This is a genomic window from Paenibacillus sp. FSL R5-0345, assembly GCF_000758585.1.
Lineage (GTDB): Bacteria > Bacillota > Bacilli > Paenibacillales > Paenibacillaceae > Paenibacillus_AQ.
The window spans coordinates 3,895,015-3,912,518 of sequence record NZ_CP009281.1 but is presented as its reverse complement, the minus strand read 5'-3'; the positions used below and the strand labels follow the sequence as shown (position 1 = coordinate 3,912,518).

Here is a 17,504-nt window from a genome sequence, read left to right as displayed (position 1 = left end):
CGGTATCCTAAATATGACATGAAGGTGATTTAAGCTTTCAAATCATAGATGAAGGGACGATTTCTATGGAGCATAGGAAGGGAGCTCGAAAAGTTAGCGATATTCCGACTGAGGTTGTTGAACTGTTACATAAAGGACAATTACAGACTGTAAATTTAACGGAATGGCTTGCTGTGGATCATCTTGTGCTGCTGGAAAAAGTGATGGACGAGCTAGGTTTTGGACAGGAATCCAACCCTATTTTGCAAAGGCTGAGCGATTTATCCGAAAAGAGAATCATGAAGCTGATACCAGCCATTGCGCGTGAGTTACAACAGGTATTAGAGAGTAAATCTGAGCGGGAACAATCCTCTTTATTCACAGCTTTAGCGCAGCATCTTTCCGATAGTGTCCGCTGTTGGGCTGCCTATATGATAGGTCTAAATCAATCTTTAAGTTTATCGCAAAAGCTAACGGCTATCCGTCCTTTTGCAGCGGATGATCATTTTGGGGTACGCGAGATTTCATGGATGGCTTTAAGGGAATCAGTAATTACAGAGTTGCACGAATCTATTAAGTTATTAGAGCGCTGGGTTCATGATCAAGATCCGAATATAAGGAGATATGCGATCGAATTGACGCGGCCGCATGGTGTGTGGGCGAAGCATATTACTGCGCTTAAAGAGGACCCGGTAATTGCACTTCCGCTATTAGAACCACTGAAGTCAGATTCAGTGAAATACGTTCAGGATTCTGTAAGTAATTGGTTGAACGATGCGAGTAAAAGCAATCCGGATTGGGTGCTGCAGCTTAGTGAGAATTGGTTGATGTCCTCAGATACAAAGGCAACGAAACGGATCGTAACCCGGGCTACAAGAAGTATTACTAATCAATAATGAAAAAAAGGTTCACTTTTAATTGAGATAAAACGTCGTCACTTTGTTCATAAGTGAAGGCGTTTTTTATTGCTAAAAAAGGGGAAGGCAAGAATATCAAACGAGCAGTCTCAAAGGTGTTGGCTTGGATTATTAAAGGTACATAATCATTGCGATTTATTATTTAAAGTAAAAATAGAGAAAATATTTATATTGTTAATCCTTAAATCATCTGTTATACTCAAAAACACAAAATGTTATATAAACTAACATTAAAATAAGCTGAGGAGGATAAAATTATGAAAAAACAAACTTTTCGCAAAACCAGTGTTATTTTATCAGCGGTTTTACTAGCGGGAACATCATTTAATGTTATGTATGCTGACACAAATAAAGGTCAGAATACACCGATAACGCATGTGCTGAAGGCAAATTCTGAGACTGTTCGGTGGGGGAATATCGGTAAGGGTGATCCAGCTTTAACGGTACAATCAGGTGATATTGTAACGGTTGAAGCCATTACCCATCATTCCGGTGATGATTACGATCGAATGATTAAGGGGGATGCGGGAGTCGAAGATATTTTTCACTGGATAAAGGGGGAGAAGAACGAAGCGCTTCGCGGGCCAGGCGTACATATTATGACGGGACCTATTGCTGTAGAAGGTGCTGAACCAGGGGATGTTCTGGAAGTGAAAATTCTGGACATGAAGCTAAGACCTAATGGCAATGACAAATACGCTGGCAAAACCTATGGCGTGAATGCCGCGGCGAACTGGGGTTATCTGTACGGAGATATGGTGGAGGAGCCGAAAAAACGTGAAGTGGTCACCATCTATGAGATGGATACAGAGGGTGGAACAGATTATGCAACAGCTGTTTATAATTATAAATGGACTGTTCAGACTGATCCGGATGGTCAAGTGCACCCGACAATCGACTACCCAGGCGTAATTGTAGACCATAATACGATTGATAAGAACTTTGATGTATTGAAAGGTGTGAAAATTCCGGTACGTCTACACTTCGGTACAATGGGTGTTGCACCTAAAGAAGCGGACATCGTAGATTCAGTACCCCCTTCTTACAATGGTGGCAACGTAGATGATTGGCGTATTACTGAAGGTGCAACGATGTATTATCCTGTATCTGTACCAGGGGCGCTACTGTCGATTGGTGATCCGCATGCGGGGCAAGGGGATGCCGAAATTAACGGAACTGCTATCGAGACATCCGTGACGGGTGATATTCAAGTCGTTCTTCATAAAAAAGCGACGCTTAACAAAAAACTGAATGGATTAAGTTTCCCATTACTAGAGAACGAGAATGAATGGGTCGTACATGGGTTCAGTTACGCGAATTATTTGGAGGCACTTGGAGCTAGTGCACAAAAAGATATCTTTAAAAACTCATCCATCGACAAAGCGATGAAAGATGCTGCTCATAAAACAAAAGATTTTTTAATGGACGGAATGAATTTGAGCGAGGATGAAGCGTACTCCCTGATGTCTGTGTCAACGGATTTCGGAATCACACAAGTAGTGGATGGAAACTGGGGAGTGCATGCTTTGATCGATAAAGGTCAATTCGGTGATTCGGAGCGTAAGGCTGTGGGATTACGTAGCAGCTTTGAAGGTTTTGGTGCGAAGGTGAGTTGGAAACCGACTACTCAGACAGTTACTATAAGCTACAATAACAATGTGCTTGAGATGAAAGTCGGGGCGACGACAGGAGTGTACAATGGTGAAATCGTTAAGCTCGTTGCTCCAATAGAAGTTGTAAAAGAGAAGATTGAGGTCAGCGAATATTTTGCGAATTTTTATAAAGCTAAGCTATCTAAAACAGAGTAGAGTGAATTAATTAGCAATTATTCGATTATATCCTTCAGTATCCATTTAAGAAAAAGAACCGTCTTATTTAGCCGGTTCTTTTTTTATATATTTAGACCATCCTGATTTTTGTGGCGCTTTAATAAAATTTGGTTTTCTACACGTACTAGACCATCCAGACAGTAGATTGATTCATGCATAAACCGTTCCATCTCTTCAAGATTCTCAACCAGAATATGGATGTGAAGAATGCAAGGACCAGTCATTTCATAAAGTACTGCAACGCGTTCGTTTTCTTTCAGGACTTCGACAATATGATTTAAATGAGCAGGCTCTACTTCAAGTTCCAGATAAGCGGAAATTTTCTTGCCAAGCTTCTCCGCGCTAATGACAATAGAAAATTGCTCAATGATTCCTTGGTTGACGAGCCGATCAATACGGTCTTTTACCGCTACACTGGATAAATTAACTTCTTTAGCCAGATCAGTATAGGATATTCTGCTGTTTTGGGCCAGCCGCTGCAAAATATGATTATCGATAGGATCAAGCATGCGGATTCGTTCACCTCTTTTTCCGTAATTGTAACAGAAAAAAGATGGAAATGCCTAGTAGTGCATCACAGCAGGAGTGTGTCTTAGGATTCTCAGCTTAAGATAGTTGACATTGAAGAATTATTTCTCTATACTGGCTGTAATCTTATAAACGATATACGTTGAAGAAGCCCAGTAGTAGCTTAGTCCCTGTTCCAGAAAGCCGGGGGTTGATGAAACCCGGTACACACTAAGAGTACGAATTACACTTTGGAGTATCTCGGCTAACCCCGAGCGGAATGGCGAACGATATCTCGTCACGAGTGGCATCAATGCTGTGCTTTAGCTTAATGTTTCATTGATGCAATCTGGGTGGTAACACGGTTATTCAATCGTCCCTATGTCTACAATAGACAAGGGGCGATTTTTTGTTTTTTAAATATAAGGGTTTATATGTTTCACTTCATCAATAGGTTATCTACTAATTTAAGGGGTGTTAGGCAATGAATATTATCGACGAACTAGAATGGCGCGATGCCATCAATCAACAAACCGATGCCGAAGGGCTTAAAGAATTGACCAACCAGAAATCCGTTTCAGTGTACTGCGGTGTAGATCCAACGGGTGACAGTATGCATATTGGCCACTTGATTCCGTTCATGGTACTCAAGAGATTCCAACTTGCGGGACACCGCCCAGTAATTCTAATTGGTGGTGCTACTGGTACGATCGGTGATCCAAGTGGACGCCAGTCCGAGCGCTCTTTGCAAACATTGGAGCAAGTGCAAGCGAATGTTGATGCACTTACTGCTCAGATGAAAAAACTGTTCGTGACCGATGGCGATAATCAAATCCGCATGGTCAACAACTACGATTGGACGCATAAAATCAATGTTATCGAATTTTTGCGTGACTACGGGAAGAACTTCAGCATCAATTCGATGCTTGCCAAGGATGTTGTAGCGAGCAGATTGGACAGCGGAATTTCCTTTACAGAATTCTCCTACCAAATCCTGCAATCTCTAGATTACCTGCATCTATACAAACATGAAGATGTGCAGCTGCAAATTGGTGGCTCGGATCAGTGGGGGAACATTACAAGCGGTCTGGATTTAATCCGTAGAAAAGAAGGCTCTGAGGCTGTAGCATTTGGACTTACTATCCCACTGATGTTGAAAGCCGATGGTACGAAATTCGGTAAATCAGCTGGGGGAGCCATTTGGCTGGATCCGAACAAAACGACGGCATTTGAGTTCTACCAGTTCTGGGCGAACACTGATGACCGTGATGTTGTGAAATACTTGAAGTACTTTACATTCCTGTCTAAAGAGCAAATTGATGCGCTTGCTGAAAAAGTACAGACCGAACCGCATAAACGTGAAGCGCAAAAAACACTTGCCGAAGAAATGACAAGATTCGTGCATGGTGAAGAATTACTAGAGCAAGCTAAACGCATTACTGCTGCTTTGTTCAGTGGAGATATCAAGTCCCTAACTGCTGATGAGATCGAGCAAGGCTTCAAGGAAATGCCGACTTACGAAACGACTTTGGAATCCAAGAATATCGTGGAATGGCTAGTTGATCTCGGTATTGAGCCATCCAAGCGTCAAGCGCGTGAGGATATCACCAAAGGAGCAATCTCCATGAATGGTGAGAAAGTTAGCGATGTTGGACTTGAAGTTACAGCTAGCGAAGCTATCGGTGGCCGGTTTATCATTATCCGTAAAGGGAAGAAAAACTACAGCTTGGTGAAATTGTCCTAGAGGAAATAGTGCGAAAAAGCCTTCCTTATATGTATAAGGGAGGCTTTTTGTTAGGATTGATATTCTCATTCTGTGATTAGGGACTTTTTTTCGACGTATTAAATTGAAAATCGAAAGGTAAAATAGTGAAAATTATGTTAAGCTTAGGATTCGTGTGATTTATGGATTAACATGATAGTCTGAAACCATATTGGAAAATTAGGAGTGGTAATTTGAGAAGACAAAAACCAATGACCATGGAAGAATTGATGAATGAGCTACAAGGTCAGAAAATGAATCAAGAAGATCCCAATCACATCTCTTTTGAGAAGTTGTTTAATGAAGCGTTTATGAGTAAGTATTCCAATTGCAAGAGCTTCGATGAGTTTCTAATCAAAGGGAACTTTCAAGTAAAGTCAGAAGAAGATGTTGATGACATACCTGATGAACTTTTTGATCGTCATGTGGTGAGGGAGACGAAGTTTGCGGATTGGAAATCAATGTTGGAAACAGCAAATAAAGAATACGTTCGTAATTAATAAGACGTAGTGTCTAACTACCGTTAGACTCATCCTCAAAGAAACTGCACCTCCATTACTTTGTCTCAACAGACAATAGGGAGTGCAGTTTTTTTATCTCCGGATATTCGACAAACTATGATGTTTTGCTCATCGTTGACATACGTACCTATGATTTAATTGAAGCAATAAGTAAGCGCTTTAACAAAAAATACATAGGAGTGGCAAAATCGTATGACAACATACATACAGACCTCGAAGCCTGAGACGCTTCATGTCATGTGGAAAACCGTCTCAGAGGATTGTAATTTAGCCTGTGATTATTGCTATTACAGCAAAGCAGGAGGACATCCTCATCAACCGATCCGAGTGATGGATACGAATCTTTTAGAGCGGTTTATCGCTCAGTACATGAGTAGATCTTCAGGGATAGCGACTTTTTCTTGGCAGGGAGGGGAGCCGCTATTAGCCGGACTTCCGTATTTTGAACAAGTGATTTCACTGCAGGCGAAGTACGCTCCACCTCATACGATGATAAGTAATGCGCTGCAGACCAACGGAACGCTTATTAATGAGAAATGGGCGAAATTTTTTAAACGGTATAACTTTTTGGTCGGGATAAGTCTGGACGGTCCTGAGCCTATTCATGATTCTCATCGTATAACGGGATCGGGAAAAGGAAGTTATGATTTAGTTATGCGTGGAATTCGTCATTTACAGAATGAGGGTGTGGAGTATAGCATTTTGACGGTGATTCATGAGGATAACGTGACGAGACCAGATGAGTTGATGTCATTTTACCAAGAACATAAATTTCCTTATATTCAGTTTATCCCTTGCATGGATTTTGTTTCACAAAATAGTGATATGCATGGACGCTTCCGAATTACACCTGAACAATACGGAGTGTTTTTATGCCGTACATTTGACTTGTGGTACAACGAGGGGTATCCAGAGCTTCCCATTCGCATTTTCGAGAATATGCTTCTTGTACTCATGAATCGTGAGCCGGAGTTATGCGTTCACAACTCATGTTGTCCGAAGATGATGGTACTTGAAACGAACGGGGATGCCTACCCTTGCGATTTCTTTATCGATGAAGAGCACAGGTTAGGAAATATCAGCCAAACCGATCTAGAAGTGCTGCTTGCCAGCCCAGTATATGATGACTTTTTGTTAATGAAGCCCGATATGAAAGAATCATGTCATAAGTGTGAGTACCTTAGCTTTTGCAATGGGGGATGCCCGCGCAACCGAAATTGGCTTGATGTTAAGGATCGTAATGAGGTTGATTATTTTTGCCACAGCTACAAAATGTTCTATTCACATACTTATGAACGCATGATGATGCTTGCGAACCGACTTAGATCGGAGCAGCTGATGGAGTTCAGGAAAAATGCAAAATCACTTCCGGGTCGAAATGAACCATGTCTCTGCGGAAGCGGGAAAAAATTCAAAAATTGCTGTCAGCCATTATAGGTCAGATTCAAAAAGGCCATCCCAACAATCATGCAAATGGTTGTGGGACGGCCTTTTTATGTTGCTAGAGAACCATGTGATTTCTCACCATTATAGCCGCACCGGTCACCACAGCTTCTTCTTTTAATGTACCTAGAGAAAATTGAGGTTGGTATTCAGGATAACGATAAGTGTTTCTCTGGGCTACCTCCACTGCCGTTTGGAAGAACAAATCGTGAGAGTGGATGAGCGCACCACCTAGAATGATGGTCTCAGGATGAAATAAATTGATGACATTAGCGAGGCCAATACCGAAGTGAATGGCGGCTTGCGTAAATAATTCACGTGCGTGTGGATTACCATCTCTAAAGGCTTGTACAAGAACATCATAAGTCAGCTTCTCTGGCGAAACTTTATATCTTTGGAGGATCAGGTCATTGTCCATGCTCGCCTCCGAGCGTGCACTTTGTTCCAGCGCCTGGACGGATACAAATGCTTCCAGAGCTCCGTAGTTCCCATCATTATTTAATCGGGGGCCGTCAGTCTGAATGATCATTTGACCAATTGCATCTTCCATATCCATTGTGCCATGAACAATACTTCCATGCGACATCATCGCATAGCGGAGTCCTGCTCCAGCATGTACATAAAGCATATGTTGAATATTAGTATGACGAATTGACCATCGTTCCCCAAGCAGTGCGGAATTGGCACCGTTGTCCAAGAAAGCTTTGAAGCCTGTCCGTTCCTTTACCAGCTTGCAAATCGGAAGATTGTTCCAGCCTGGAGAAGGGAAGTGTAGCGGTTTTAGGATCAAGCCATTTTCGCGGTCAAGTGGCCCCACAGCCCCTATTCCTATCCCTATGATTTGACTGTCCACTAACTGATGATCCCTGAGGAAAGCGCGTATTTGATTACTTACATGATCCAAAAATCTTTCAGGTGTGAATGCCTGATCCATTCTCCAATGAACAATTGATTTTGGGTTCATTTGCATATCAAATAAACCAAGCGAAGAATACAATCTGGAAATCTCTAAACCGATAATGTAACCGTAGGAAGGATTGATCTGGTATAAAATAGGTCTTCTTCCTCCGCTAGATTCCCCAAATCCGCATTCTATCAGCAAGCCTTCCTCCGTCATTTCATCCAATATTCGAGTCATTGTGCTTTTGGTCAGTGAAAATGTTTGTAGAAGGTCCAACTTGGAAACAGTACCTTGTTCGGCGATTCGGTCATATAGGAGTTTCTTTGGGGATGGAATGTGTGTCGAGCGCTTTTCCACGATATACCTCCAAGCTATATATAGGATGAACTAGTAAGATCGTTTTTAATAAAGTTTGTATTTATTAACATTAATATAGTATAACTCATAAACCATAGATTGTATTTTACCGTTCAAAAAACTTAATTCCATTTTGGGAAAAAGTGTTATAATGAAATTACTACAGAATATATAAGGGTGGAGTTCATGAGAACAACTATGAAAACAAATGTGATGACGAATACAGACCTCAGGGTAAGTTTACTGTTCCAGTTGTTTTGGGTATTTGTTCGAATCGGTCCCGTAACTTTTGGGGGCGGTTATGCAATGATCCCCATGATCGAACGGGAAATTTCCGCTAAACGGAAATGGTTGGGTGAAGAGGAGATGGATGAAATTCTATCTCTAGCTGGCGCTGCGCCAGGTGGTGTAGGTGTAAATGCAGCGGCATTCATTGGTTATCGTCTTGCTGGTGTGAAAGGTGCAATTGCTGCAATCGCAGGGATTACGATTCCAACCTTTATCATTGTTTGTTTGCTTAGTGCTGTATACTCACAACTGGCCGATCAACCAAAAGTTATTGCCGCTATGAAGGGGATTCATGGTGCTGTTATTGCCTTGATCCTAGTAGCTGCATATCGAATGGCCAAGAACGCTATATTTGACAAGACTACAGCTGTTACAGCGATAGTTATACCGGTCGTTTTATTAGTTTTCGGAATCAATCCCATTTACGTGATCGCAATTGGATTAATTATCGGGTTTGTCTATTTACCAATCAAACAGCTCTTAGGGCTGCAGGTTCGGACGGAGAAGGAGTCCTTGAATGATTCTGATGAAGAGTCGAATTATCCGGAGTATTACATCTAGGGGGATGCGATGTGATTTGGAATTTATTTTTTATTTTTATTAAAATTGGACTGCTCTCCTTTGGTGGAGGGTACGCCATCATTCCGATGATTCAGCATGAAGCTATGGCTGGCGGCTGGTTATCCGAAAGGGAATTTCAAGAGGTAGTTTCCATCGCAGGGATGTCACCAGGCCCTGTTGCAACTAACAGTGCCACCTTGATTGGATATCGTGTAGCTGGAATTGAAGGAGCGATTGTATCCACATTAGGCATGGTTCTACCTTCATTAATCATCATCATTGTTATTTCCATCTTCTTTTATCGGGTGAGAGACAGTCAATGGATTAAAACGTTATTCTATGGTTTACGTCCAGTGATTACAGGCTTGATTGCTTATGCTGCGATTCGGTTTGGCTTAAATAGCGTGGAACATGCTTTTATTAGTTGGCAGACCATTGGTACGTTGATCATTGTATTCGCTGCACTTTATGGTTTAATGAAATATAAGCTGCATCCGCTCACCATTATTGTTGCCTCTGGTATTGTTGGTGTAGCCTTTTTTTAGATAGAGCCGCGACAATCCCAGATTGGAGGTAAGTACATGTCAGAGAATATACGGGCTTGCTGTTCAGCTAGTAGAAATCAAATTGAGAAACAAGGGTCCGTCGATATTTGTAAGGAGTACACAACGGTCCAAGGACTAGAAGAGGATAAAGATTTATCGGACATGATCCTTATTCCAGGAGGTACTTTTCTTATGGGGACGGATGACAAAGAAGGTTTTCCGGCAGATGGAGAAGGGCCAGCAAGGAATGTTACCTTATCTACCTTTTTGATCGATGCAACGGCAGTTACGAATAAACAGTTTGCTTTATTTATCAAGGAAACAAACTACGTTACAGATGCGGAACGTTTTGGATGGTCTTACGTGTTTCATTCTTTTGTTTCCAAAGAGACAGGGGAAAAGGTAACCCAAGTGGCGACTCAAACCCCCTGGTGGTGGGTGGTAGACGGAGCGGATTGGAGCCATCCGGAAGGCCCGGATTCGCATGTAGACGAACGCCTTGATCATCCTGCAATTCATATATCATGGAATGATGCGGATGCGTATTGTCGCTGGGCCGGCAAACGTCTTCCTACGGAAGCGGAGTGGGAGTATGCCGCAAGAGGAGGTCTGGTTCAGAAACGTTATCCTTGGGGTGACGAATTAAAACCGGGTGGAGAGCATCGCTGCAATATTTGGCAAGGAAAGTTCCCCGATAAAAATCATGCCAGCGACGGTTATGCAGGTACGGCACCGGTGAAGTCCTATCAACCTAACGGATATGGTCTTTATAATATGTCAGGAAATGCGTGGGAATGGTGCGAGGATTGGTTTACGCCGGACTATCATTTGTCTTCCGAATCTGTGAATCCGAGAGGCCCGGTAAGCGGTGTAGCAAGGTCGATGCGAGGAGGATCGTATTTGTGCCATAAATCTTATTGTAACCGTTATCGGGTGGCAGCCAGAAGCAAAAATACACCAGACAGCTCAGCAGGGAATATTGGCTTTCGATGTGCGGCTGATTTTACAGGTTGAGAATACATAAAGACTACTACATTAGAAGGAGGAACTTCTTTGTCCTCTATCATTCATAGTCAGTTTGAGATCACCGTGCTGGACGTCATAAAAATTCAATATCAGAAGCGGGTCTTATTCGATTACGTCCAGTCTTGTTATACCGTCTCTTATATCCAAAAAGGTGAGGTATTGACGACATCCTCCGAGGGTGATTATGTTGCTTCTGCTGGAGACGTGATGATCCACCGTCCTAATGAACCTTTTAATGTGATCTCCAAAACGGATGGTGTACATTATCTGTTTAATATTAACGCTAAAGTTAAAGACGGAGATGATTTCTTTAAGTTATTCCCTCTAGGCAAGGTGATTCGGGTCCGGGATCGAAGCGAATATGAGCGAAGGTTTGACGAGCTGCGAAGCTTGTGGCTGCAGGAGGAAGAGGATTTCAGAAATGTTCAGGTCGGTTCATTGGCATTTTTTCTCCTTTATGAAGTTATGGAGAGCACCAAGCTTGGCGGGCGCCGCTCATCTCGAGACCCCTATGTCACGGACCGCTTTAACGAGGCGTTGCAATATATGGAGGAGAGACTTGATCAGGAGATTAGTAGAGAGGAGCTTTCCAAGCTCTATCATATGAATCCGGTTTATTTTAGCCGGGCATTTCAGAAAATATATAAACTGACACCTATGCAAATGCTTCGAAAATTGCGGCTGCAGCAAGCTAAACAAATGTTGGAATATACAAATTATACCATCGAGCATATCTCCCAAAGATGTGGTTATTATGATGCCTCGCACTTCAGCAAGGTATTTCGTGGCGAATACGGCAAGGGTCCGGCTGAGCACCGAAAAAGTATCGAATTTACAAAAACAAACATCGCCACTCCATAGCGGAGTGTTCCATATTCATTTACTCTTATAAGCATGAGCAGATCATTCTAAGCTGCCCGAATCGAACGTAATCATTCGAGCAACAGGAAAGGTAGGGAAAATACTCATGAGAATCTTATATTTGGATTTGGATTCGCTTCGCCCGGACCATCTGGGATGTTATGGCTATCCTCGGAATACCTCCCCGAATATCGATTTAATCGCTAAAGAAGGGGTTACCTTTACCAACTATTATTGTTCAGATGCTCCGTGTCTGCCGTCTCGGTCCGCTTTAATGTCAGGGAGATTTGGCATTCATAATGGAATTGTAGGACATGGGGGAACCGCTGCTGATATGCGTAGAGAAGGGCCCAAACGTGAATTCAATGATCGACTAGGAATGGAGAGTCTTCCCGCTATATTAAGGCAAGCGGCCATGAAAACCGCATCGATCAGCACCTTCGCCGAACGGCACTCGGCCTGGACCTTTAATGCCGGATTTCAAGAAGTGTTCAATGTTGGTGGAAGGGGGCATGAGACGGCAGAGCAGGTGCTTCCAGTGGCACTTAAATGGCTTGAGGATAACGGGGAGTCCGAAAATTGGTTTCTGCACCTGAATTTCTGGGATCCTCATACGCCTTATCGTACACCTGAGAGCTACGGTAATCCGTTTGAGAAGGAGCCCTTACCCGATTGGATCACTGAAGATGTGTTTGAGCTTCACCGAAATAAGAAAGGGCAGCACAGTATAGAAGATATGAATGCGCTCGCTAAATCGCATTATTATCAGCATTTCAGGCATAATCAGGAAATAGTGAATCATGAGGACCTCCGTGTTATCTTCGACAACTATGATGCTGGAGTCAAGTATCTGGATGAGCATCTCGGAAAAGTCTTCTCCAAGCTGAGCGCACTTGGCGTGATGGAAGATACGGCTATCATAATCTCTGCGGATCACGGTGAGAGCCTGGGTGAGTTAGGGATTTACTCTGAGCACAGCACGGCAGATCAGGCGACTTGCCGCATTCCGATGATAGTTCGCTGGCCAGGGGGCAAGAAGGGAATCGTGGAGGATGGGCTACATTATCACCTTGATCTTGGACCCACATTAGCAAGCCTTTTGAATTTGAAAAAGGCTCCTTCATGGGATGGAGAAAGTTATGCAGGTGCCATTCTGGAGGGACATTTGGGAGGGCGTGACTATCTCGTAATCTCACAATGTGCACATGTGTGCCAACGCAGCGTCCGATTTGCGGATTGGTTATATATACGAACCTATCATGACGGACACCATGGATTCCCGAAAGAAATGTTGTTTGATTTGAAGGACGATCCTTACGAACAACATAATCTCGCTGAAGTGCGTAAAGACATCTGTATGAATGCCGTCTATCTATTGAATGAATGGCATGACAACATGATGGGTTCCATGGATTGTGATATTGATCCATTATGGACGGTACTTAAAGAAGGCGGACCCTATCATGCGAAAGAGTATGTGAACATATCTTCACAGGATGCTTAGCGATAACCTAGTGAAAGCGGCGAACTAAAAACATATGAAATGGAGGTTGCCCATCTAGGGGCAACCTCCATATTTATGTTCTGGCTTCTTGTTGATCTATCAAAGATCCGGGAAGCCTCAAAACGGTCTTCGTCCCACTGCCTGCCTTACTGAACAGCAGAACTCCACAAGGATCACCGTACTTTAGATTTAGACGGTTGTTGACGTTTAGGAGCCCGATATGATCACCGGATTCTATGTTCTTACCAGCCAGCAACTCGGTTAGTTGTTCCAATCTTGCAGGGTCGATGCCTACACCATTATCTTCTACAGCGATTTCAAGCAGTCCCGCTGCACTTTTCTCTACTGTGATCAGCAAGATGCCCTGACCTTGAGCCTCAAGCCCATGACCAAGTGCATTTTCGACAATGGGTTGAAGGATCATTTTTGGTACGGGAATATGTAACCATTCCTGTGGACAGAACAGCTTGTATGTGAATTTGTCCGGGAAACGGCCTTGATATATCCTTACACAAGATTCTGCGATCTTCAGTTCCTCTCCAAGAGTTACCTCCGCTTTACCTTTGATACTGTACTTGAGCATTGTGCTTAGGGCGGTAGTCATCTCGAAGATATCCCGATTTCCTTTTACGATTGCAACGCCTTTGATTGTATCTAAAGTATTGCTTAAGAAATGGGGATTAATTTGACTTTGCAAATACGAGTATTCGGCTCGTTGCTTTTCCAGATCAGTCTGGTAAAGCTGAGTGGACGCATCGATTAATTGGTCCGTCAAATCATGAATCCGTGTTGTCATATCGTTGAACTGTCTAGAGATGATTTCAATCTCAGCGTAGCCCTTTAAATCCACCTTATTGTTTAATATTCCCAGACTTCCGCCCTTTAATTGATTCATATAACGCATAAGCCTAGATAATGGTCTTAAGAGATTCATCATGAGCACAGAGTAGGGAATAGAAACGACCAACAAGATTAATGCCAGAAAAGCGTAGCTGACCTTCTTTAATTTCTCCAGTTCCTTCATTAAATTATGGACAGGAACGGCGGTAATGATTTTTCCAGAGATCTCAGGCAGGCGAAAGGATTGAATAGCATATTTTTTTCCGTTGACTGTTTCTACGATGGACTCTCCGTCACTTCCCGTTGCCCGATTTTGAAACTGCTGGAGCATATCTTCCGGCTCATCACTATTAGAGTAGATCATCCCTTTATCATCCATCATAAAAAAACTGGTTCCAACCAAACGAGGGTACTCTGAAATTTCTGTTTGAATGGCTTTCATATCTACAATAACTGCGATATAGCCGATTTTTTCTCCATATAAAGACGTGTCACCTGAAGCGAAGATGTTCATCCCGAATAGTAACTTTCTCTTGTCGATAACCTTGTCAGGAGGACTGTATCCGCGATAATGTACGATTCCATCCTCCCCGGCAGTCTTCATAAGATCAACAGCATATTTCGTTCTTCCCGCTAATGAAATACGAGTGTTTGAAGGTCCGATAACAATAATATCCAGGATATCCGTATTCATATTTCGGGCGATACTCAATAGTCCCTCTACCTTTTGTGAGAGGTCGTACTCCCGGAGCTTATCATTCTCAACGAGAAACTTTTGGACGGTGGAGTCGTACCCTACATTCATCATCATAGATGAAACGTTGGCATAGTTGGCAGAAATCCGTTGCTTAAGGAGGGAAACTAGTTCTGTATTATATTGCGTATTCTGATTGATGATAGTCTCGCTTGATAATTGATAAACCTTTGAGACGATGATTGGGATAATGGCAACGATAAACAGCCCGAATAACAGAACCTGAGTACGGATGGAGAGTCGCTTAAATGTCTTCATTGTTTTCTTCCCTATATTGCGTTGGTGTCATTTTGATATGCCGCTTAAAAATCCGTGTGAAGTAGAAATAATCCTGGAAACCGCATTTCTCACCGATTTGGTATATGGAAAGATCGGTTTCAACCAGCATTTTACAAGCGTATTCAATCCGTAAACGACTAATATGTTCGATGATGGTCTCGCCGACCTCTTTTTTGAATAATTGGCATAAGTAATTTGGACTTAAAAAAAACTGATTGGCTAAATGCTGGATGGAAATTTCTTGATTAAAATGGTTGCGGATATATAACATAATTTCTTTGACTTTGCTATTGGAAATTCGTGAAATATCAGTTTCGTTTCTGTTCATAAAAATATCAAGCGTCATAAGAATCAGATCATCGATCATGGCTTCAGCCGTGCCGTAGCGATAATAGAGCTGTTCATACCCCTCAAAAAAACGACCGTTAACCCGAGTCCCTTCCCGAGGAAATAAGTACAGGATCGAGGTGTAGAGCAAATAGGCTTCTTTAATGGTGAACGTTCCCTCTTTGAATAACTTCTTTATCGATTCCATGGCTGCTATAAATCCGAGCCGGTCTTTACTATGAATAATCCGGGAAATCTCTTTAAGCTTCTCGTCGATCAGCCATTCTTGTTGCTGATTCACATGATAACATCCAGGCATTCCCGTCGCGAACATACTGAATGCAGCGTGAGAAGCGGATTCTAAAGCCGCATCCAATTGGTGTATATCCGAAATAGGAGGACCGATCCCGACTCCGCACTCTTGTACAACCTCAGTTTGTTCAAGACCCCGGAGGAAAACTTCGTATTGGCCCTCTTCTAACAAATAGCCATACCGACGGCGGCTCATCGGGAAGACCAGGGAAGAGAACTGCCCGACTTCTACTGGTGAACTTAATCCTTGGATAACAATAGGGATATGAGGCGTATCGATTGACAAAGGTATTCTCTTCTCATCCAACCATAAGCTAATCCGTTCAAGATCTCCGGAACAAACCGCTTCATACAGTTCGAAGACGTGGACAGGATTTTCTTTAACTGCCTTCGATTCGTGTTGCTGGGCTATTCGGTTAAGCATGCCTTCAATTTCTTCGATTTCAAAAGGTTTCAGGCAGTATCCGAAAGTGCCATAATTCATCGCTTTCTGAGCATAAGCGAACTCTGCATGTCCGCTGAGTACGATAAAGATGGTATCGGGCGCAACAGCCTTGCCACGTTGTATGAGCTCTAATCCATTCATTACAGGCATCTTAATATCTGTTAGAACAAGGGTGGGGCGAAGCGATTGAATTAATTGAAGGGCTTCTTGCCCGTTTTCGGCATCGTCGATCACTTCAAAGCCGTATTTCTTCCAATTCACTCCTGCTTTAATTCCTTCTACAATCCACTTCTCATCATCTGCAATAATCACTGAACGCATAAGTGAATCCCCCTTTCTCTATGGTGCTCCTAAATTCATCCTAGCGATTGTGGACCAAGGGGGGTATGGATTATCTTACGCTCACTATGTCGGATATTAAGCGTCACCGGAAGGCCACTCGCTAAAGTGTGAAAAATCCACATGATCGGAGTTGTATTCTCTATACAAGAGAATTTACACTCCCGATATAATTTACCATATAAATCGCTTACACGCATAAACAATCTCATACAGAAAGGTGGGGAGAAGATTGGCTGATTCTGTAACCGCTCGTACGCCTAAGCGAAGCTTAAAAACTCGTACGCCTAAGCAGAGCTTAGGAAAAACGATTTTACAGTACAAGTATTTTTACCTCATGGTTCTACCGGTGTTAATCTGGTACGCCCTCTTCAGCTATGCTCCCATGTACGGTGTAACGTTAGCATTCAAGTCATTTAATTACAGTAAGGGGATTCTGGGAAGTCCCTGGATCGGCTTGGAGAATTTTCAAACGTTGTTGACCGACCCCGATTTCCGCAGGGCATTTTGGAATACGGTCATTATCAGCTTGATGAAGTTGATCATTCATTTTCCAATGCCCATTATCCTGGCGATTGTTTTATATGAGTTTTCCAGGACCAAAATGAAGCGATTTTTTCAGACGATCCTAACGTTCCCGCATTTTATTTCGTGGGTTGTATTGTCGGGGATTATCATCAATATTTTAAGCAAAGACGGGATTTATAACCAGATCATCATGTTGTTTGGCGGGGATCCGAATTCTCCGCTTGTGGATGAAAGTGCATTCAGGCCAGTTCTGTATCTCACTCATGTATGGCGAGAGATCGGTTGGGATTCAATCATTTACCTGGCGGCGCTTGCTGGGATTAATCCTGAGTTGTTTGAAGCGGCAGAAGTGGACGGAGCGAACCGGTTTCGCCGTTTGCTTAACATCGCATGGCCGGGCTTGAAGAGTACAGTCGCAGTCCTGCTAATCCTTCAAGTTGGACAACTACTAACCCAAGGTTCGAGCTTCGAGCAAATTTTTAACCTGTATAGTTCACCGGTATATTCGGTTGCCGACACGATCGATACATACATTTATCGGACTTCTTTCACGATAGGAAGCGACTTTGGATATATGACCGCCGTGGGTGTCGTCAAGTCCATTATCAGCCTGATTCTCTTATGGGCGGCGAACACGTTCGCTAAGAAGATGGGCGAGGAAGGACTGTATTAATTTGCA

At 42.8% G+C, this 17,504-nt stretch carries 15 protein-coding genes and 1 other annotated feature; of the genes, 11 read left to right on the top strand and 4 right to left on the bottom strand.

Annotation, left to right across the window (positions count from 1 at the left end):
• Window positions 1-65: 65 nt before the first annotated feature.
• Window positions 66-875 carry a DNA alkylation repair protein gene (locus R50345_RS17250; RefSeq protein WP_042128561.1) on the top strand — a complete coding sequence of 270 codons (810 nt, stop codon included), beginning with the start codon at window positions 66-68 and terminating at the stop codon, window positions 873-875.
• A gap of 278 nt (window positions 876-1,153) precedes the next feature.
• The gene (locus tag R50345_RS17245; protein ID WP_052414636.1) at window positions 1,154-2,704 is read left to right on the top strand and encodes an acetamidase/formamidase family protein; all 1,551 of its coding nucleotides are present in this window, start codon (window positions 1,154-1,156) and stop codon (window positions 2,702-2,704) included.
• 83 nt (window positions 2,705-2,787) lie between these two features.
• Here R50345_RS17245 and R50345_RS17240 read toward each other — a convergent pair whose 3' ends face one another.
• Window positions 2,788-3,234, bottom strand: coding sequence for an Lrp/AsnC family transcriptional regulator (locus R50345_RS17240; protein ID WP_042128559.1), 447 nt, complete (start codon window positions 3,232-3,234; stop codon window positions 2,788-2,790).
• Between the two features lie 152 nt (window positions 3,235-3,386).
• Window positions 3,387-3,616, top strand: a binding site (T-box leader).
• Between the two features lie 100 nt (window positions 3,617-3,716).
• On the opposite strand from R50345_RS17240, the gene tyrS reads away from it, so the two are divergent.
• The 3 genes from tyrS to R50345_RS17225 all read left to right on the top strand — a co-directional run bounded on the left by tyrS (window position 3,717) and on the right by R50345_RS17225 (window position 6,952).
• Window positions 3,717-4,976 (top strand): tyrosine--tRNA ligase, encoded by a 1,260-nt coding sequence (gene tyrS / locus R50345_RS17235; RefSeq protein ID WP_042128557.1) that lies wholly within the window; start codon window positions 3,717-3,719, stop codon window positions 4,974-4,976.
• Between the two features lie 230 nt (window positions 4,977-5,206).
• Complete coding sequence (locus tag R50345_RS17230) at window positions 5,207-5,494, top strand: hypothetical protein (RefSeq protein WP_042128555.1); 288 nt, start codon at window positions 5,207-5,209, stop codon at window positions 5,492-5,494.
• A 213-nt stretch (window positions 5,495-5,707) separates the two neighbouring features.
• The gene (locus R50345_RS17225) at window positions 5,708-6,952 is read left to right on the top strand and encodes an anaerobic sulfatase maturase (RefSeq protein WP_042128553.1); all 1,245 of its coding nucleotides are present in this window, start codon (window positions 5,708-5,710) and stop codon (window positions 6,950-6,952) included.
• Between the two features lie 64 nt (window positions 6,953-7,016).
• Here the strand turns inward: R50345_RS17225 and R50345_RS17220 are convergent, their stop codons facing one another.
• Window positions 7,017-8,216 carry an ROK family protein gene (locus R50345_RS17220; protein ID WP_042128551.1) on the bottom strand — a complete coding sequence of 400 codons (1,200 nt, stop codon included), beginning with the start codon at window positions 8,214-8,216 and terminating at the stop codon, window positions 7,017-7,019.
• 186 nt (window positions 8,217-8,402) lie between these two features.
• On the opposite strand from R50345_RS17220, the gene R50345_RS17215 reads away from it, so the two are divergent.
• The 5 genes from R50345_RS17215 to R50345_RS17195 all read left to right on the top strand — a co-directional run bounded on the left by R50345_RS17215 (window position 8,403) and on the right by R50345_RS17195 (window position 13,001).
• Entirely contained in the window at window positions 8,403-9,065 is a 663-nt protein-coding gene (locus R50345_RS17215; RefSeq protein WP_231573797.1) for a chromate transporter, read from the top strand.
• Window positions 9,066-9,076: 11 nt separating this feature from the next.
• A complete protein-coding gene (locus R50345_RS17210) occupies window positions 9,077-9,610 on the top strand; it encodes a chromate transporter (protein ID WP_042128550.1) in 534 nt (177 codons plus the stop codon).
• 36 nt (window positions 9,611-9,646) lie between these two features.
• Window positions 9,647-10,624: a formylglycine-generating enzyme family protein gene (locus R50345_RS17205; RefSeq protein ID WP_081389819.1), complete on the top strand. Its 978-nt coding sequence runs from the start codon at window positions 9,647-9,649 to the stop codon at window positions 10,622-10,624.
• Window positions 10,625-10,663: 39 nt separating this feature from the next.
• Window positions 10,664-11,497, top strand: coding sequence for a helix-turn-helix domain-containing protein (locus tag R50345_RS17200; protein WP_042128548.1), 834 nt, complete (start codon window positions 10,664-10,666; stop codon window positions 11,495-11,497).
• Window positions 11,498-11,603: 106 nt separating this feature from the next.
• Window positions 11,604-13,001: a sulfatase family protein gene (locus R50345_RS17195; protein ID WP_042128546.1), complete on the top strand. Its 1,398-nt coding sequence runs from the start codon at window positions 11,604-11,606 to the stop codon at window positions 12,999-13,001.
• A gap of 73 nt (window positions 13,002-13,074) precedes the next feature.
• On the opposite strand, the gene R50345_RS17190 is transcribed toward R50345_RS17195, so the two are convergent.
• Together R50345_RS17190 and R50345_RS17185 are read right to left on the bottom strand one after the other, a co-directional pair.
• Window positions 13,075-14,853 carry a cache domain-containing sensor histidine kinase gene (locus tag R50345_RS17190; protein ID WP_042128544.1) on the bottom strand — a complete coding sequence of 593 codons (1,779 nt, stop codon included), beginning with the start codon at window positions 14,851-14,853 and terminating at the stop codon, window positions 13,075-13,077.
• Window positions 14,840-16,279: a response regulator gene (locus R50345_RS17185; protein ID WP_042128543.1), complete on the bottom strand. Its 1,440-nt coding sequence runs from the start codon at window positions 16,277-16,279 to the stop codon at window positions 14,840-14,842. Before R50345_RS17185 ends, R50345_RS17190 begins: the two co-directional genes overlap by 14 nt.
• Before the next feature lie 250 nt (window positions 16,280-16,529).
• Here R50345_RS17185 and R50345_RS17180 point away from each other — a divergent pair, with 250 nt between their 5' ends.
• Window positions 16,530-17,498, top strand: coding sequence for an ABC transporter permease (locus R50345_RS17180; RefSeq protein WP_042128542.1), 969 nt, complete (start codon window positions 16,530-16,532; stop codon window positions 17,496-17,498).
• Window positions 17,499-17,504 lie beyond the last annotated feature (6 nt).

What these genes read in the sequence shown, in the direction of transcription:
- R50345_RS17225 (WP_042128553.1), top strand. Translation starts at nt 5,708, where the DNA reads ATGACAACATACATACAGACCTCGAAGCCTGAGACGCTTCATGTCATG.
- R50345_RS17185 (WP_042128543.1), bottom strand. Translation starts at nt 16,279, where the DNA reads ATGCGTTCAGTGATTATTGCAGATGATGAGAAGTGGATTGTAGAAGGA.
- tyrS (WP_042128557.1), top strand. Translation starts at nt 3,717, where the DNA reads ATGAATATTATCGACGAACTAGAATGGCGCGATGCCATCAATCAACAA.
- R50345_RS17205 (WP_081389819.1), top strand. Translation starts at nt 9,647, where the DNA reads ATGTCAGAGAATATACGGGCTTGCTGTTCAGCTAGTAGAAATCAAATT.
- R50345_RS17190 (WP_042128544.1), bottom strand. Translation starts at nt 14,853, where the DNA reads ATGAAGACATTTAAGCGACTCTCCATCCGTACTCAGGTTCTGTTATTC.
- R50345_RS17230 (WP_042128555.1), top strand. Translation starts at nt 5,207, where the DNA reads ATGACCATGGAAGAATTGATGAATGAGCTACAAGGTCAGAAAATGAAT.
- R50345_RS17245 (WP_052414636.1), top strand. Translation starts at nt 1,154, where the DNA reads ATGAAAAAACAAACTTTTCGCAAAACCAGTGTTATTTTATCAGCGGTT.
- R50345_RS17240 (WP_042128559.1), bottom strand. Translation starts at nt 3,234, where the DNA reads ATGCTTGATCCTATCGATAATCATATTTTGCAGCGGCTGGCCCAAAAC.
- R50345_RS17250 (WP_042128561.1), top strand. Translation starts at nt 66, where the DNA reads ATGGAGCATAGGAAGGGAGCTCGAAAAGTTAGCGATATTCCGACTGAG.
- R50345_RS17215 (WP_231573797.1), top strand. Translation starts at nt 8,403, where the DNA reads ATGAGAACAACTATGAAAACAAATGTGATGACGAATACAGACCTCAGG.
- R50345_RS17195 (WP_042128546.1), top strand. Translation starts at nt 11,604, where the DNA reads ATGAGAATCTTATATTTGGATTTGGATTCGCTTCGCCCGGACCATCTG.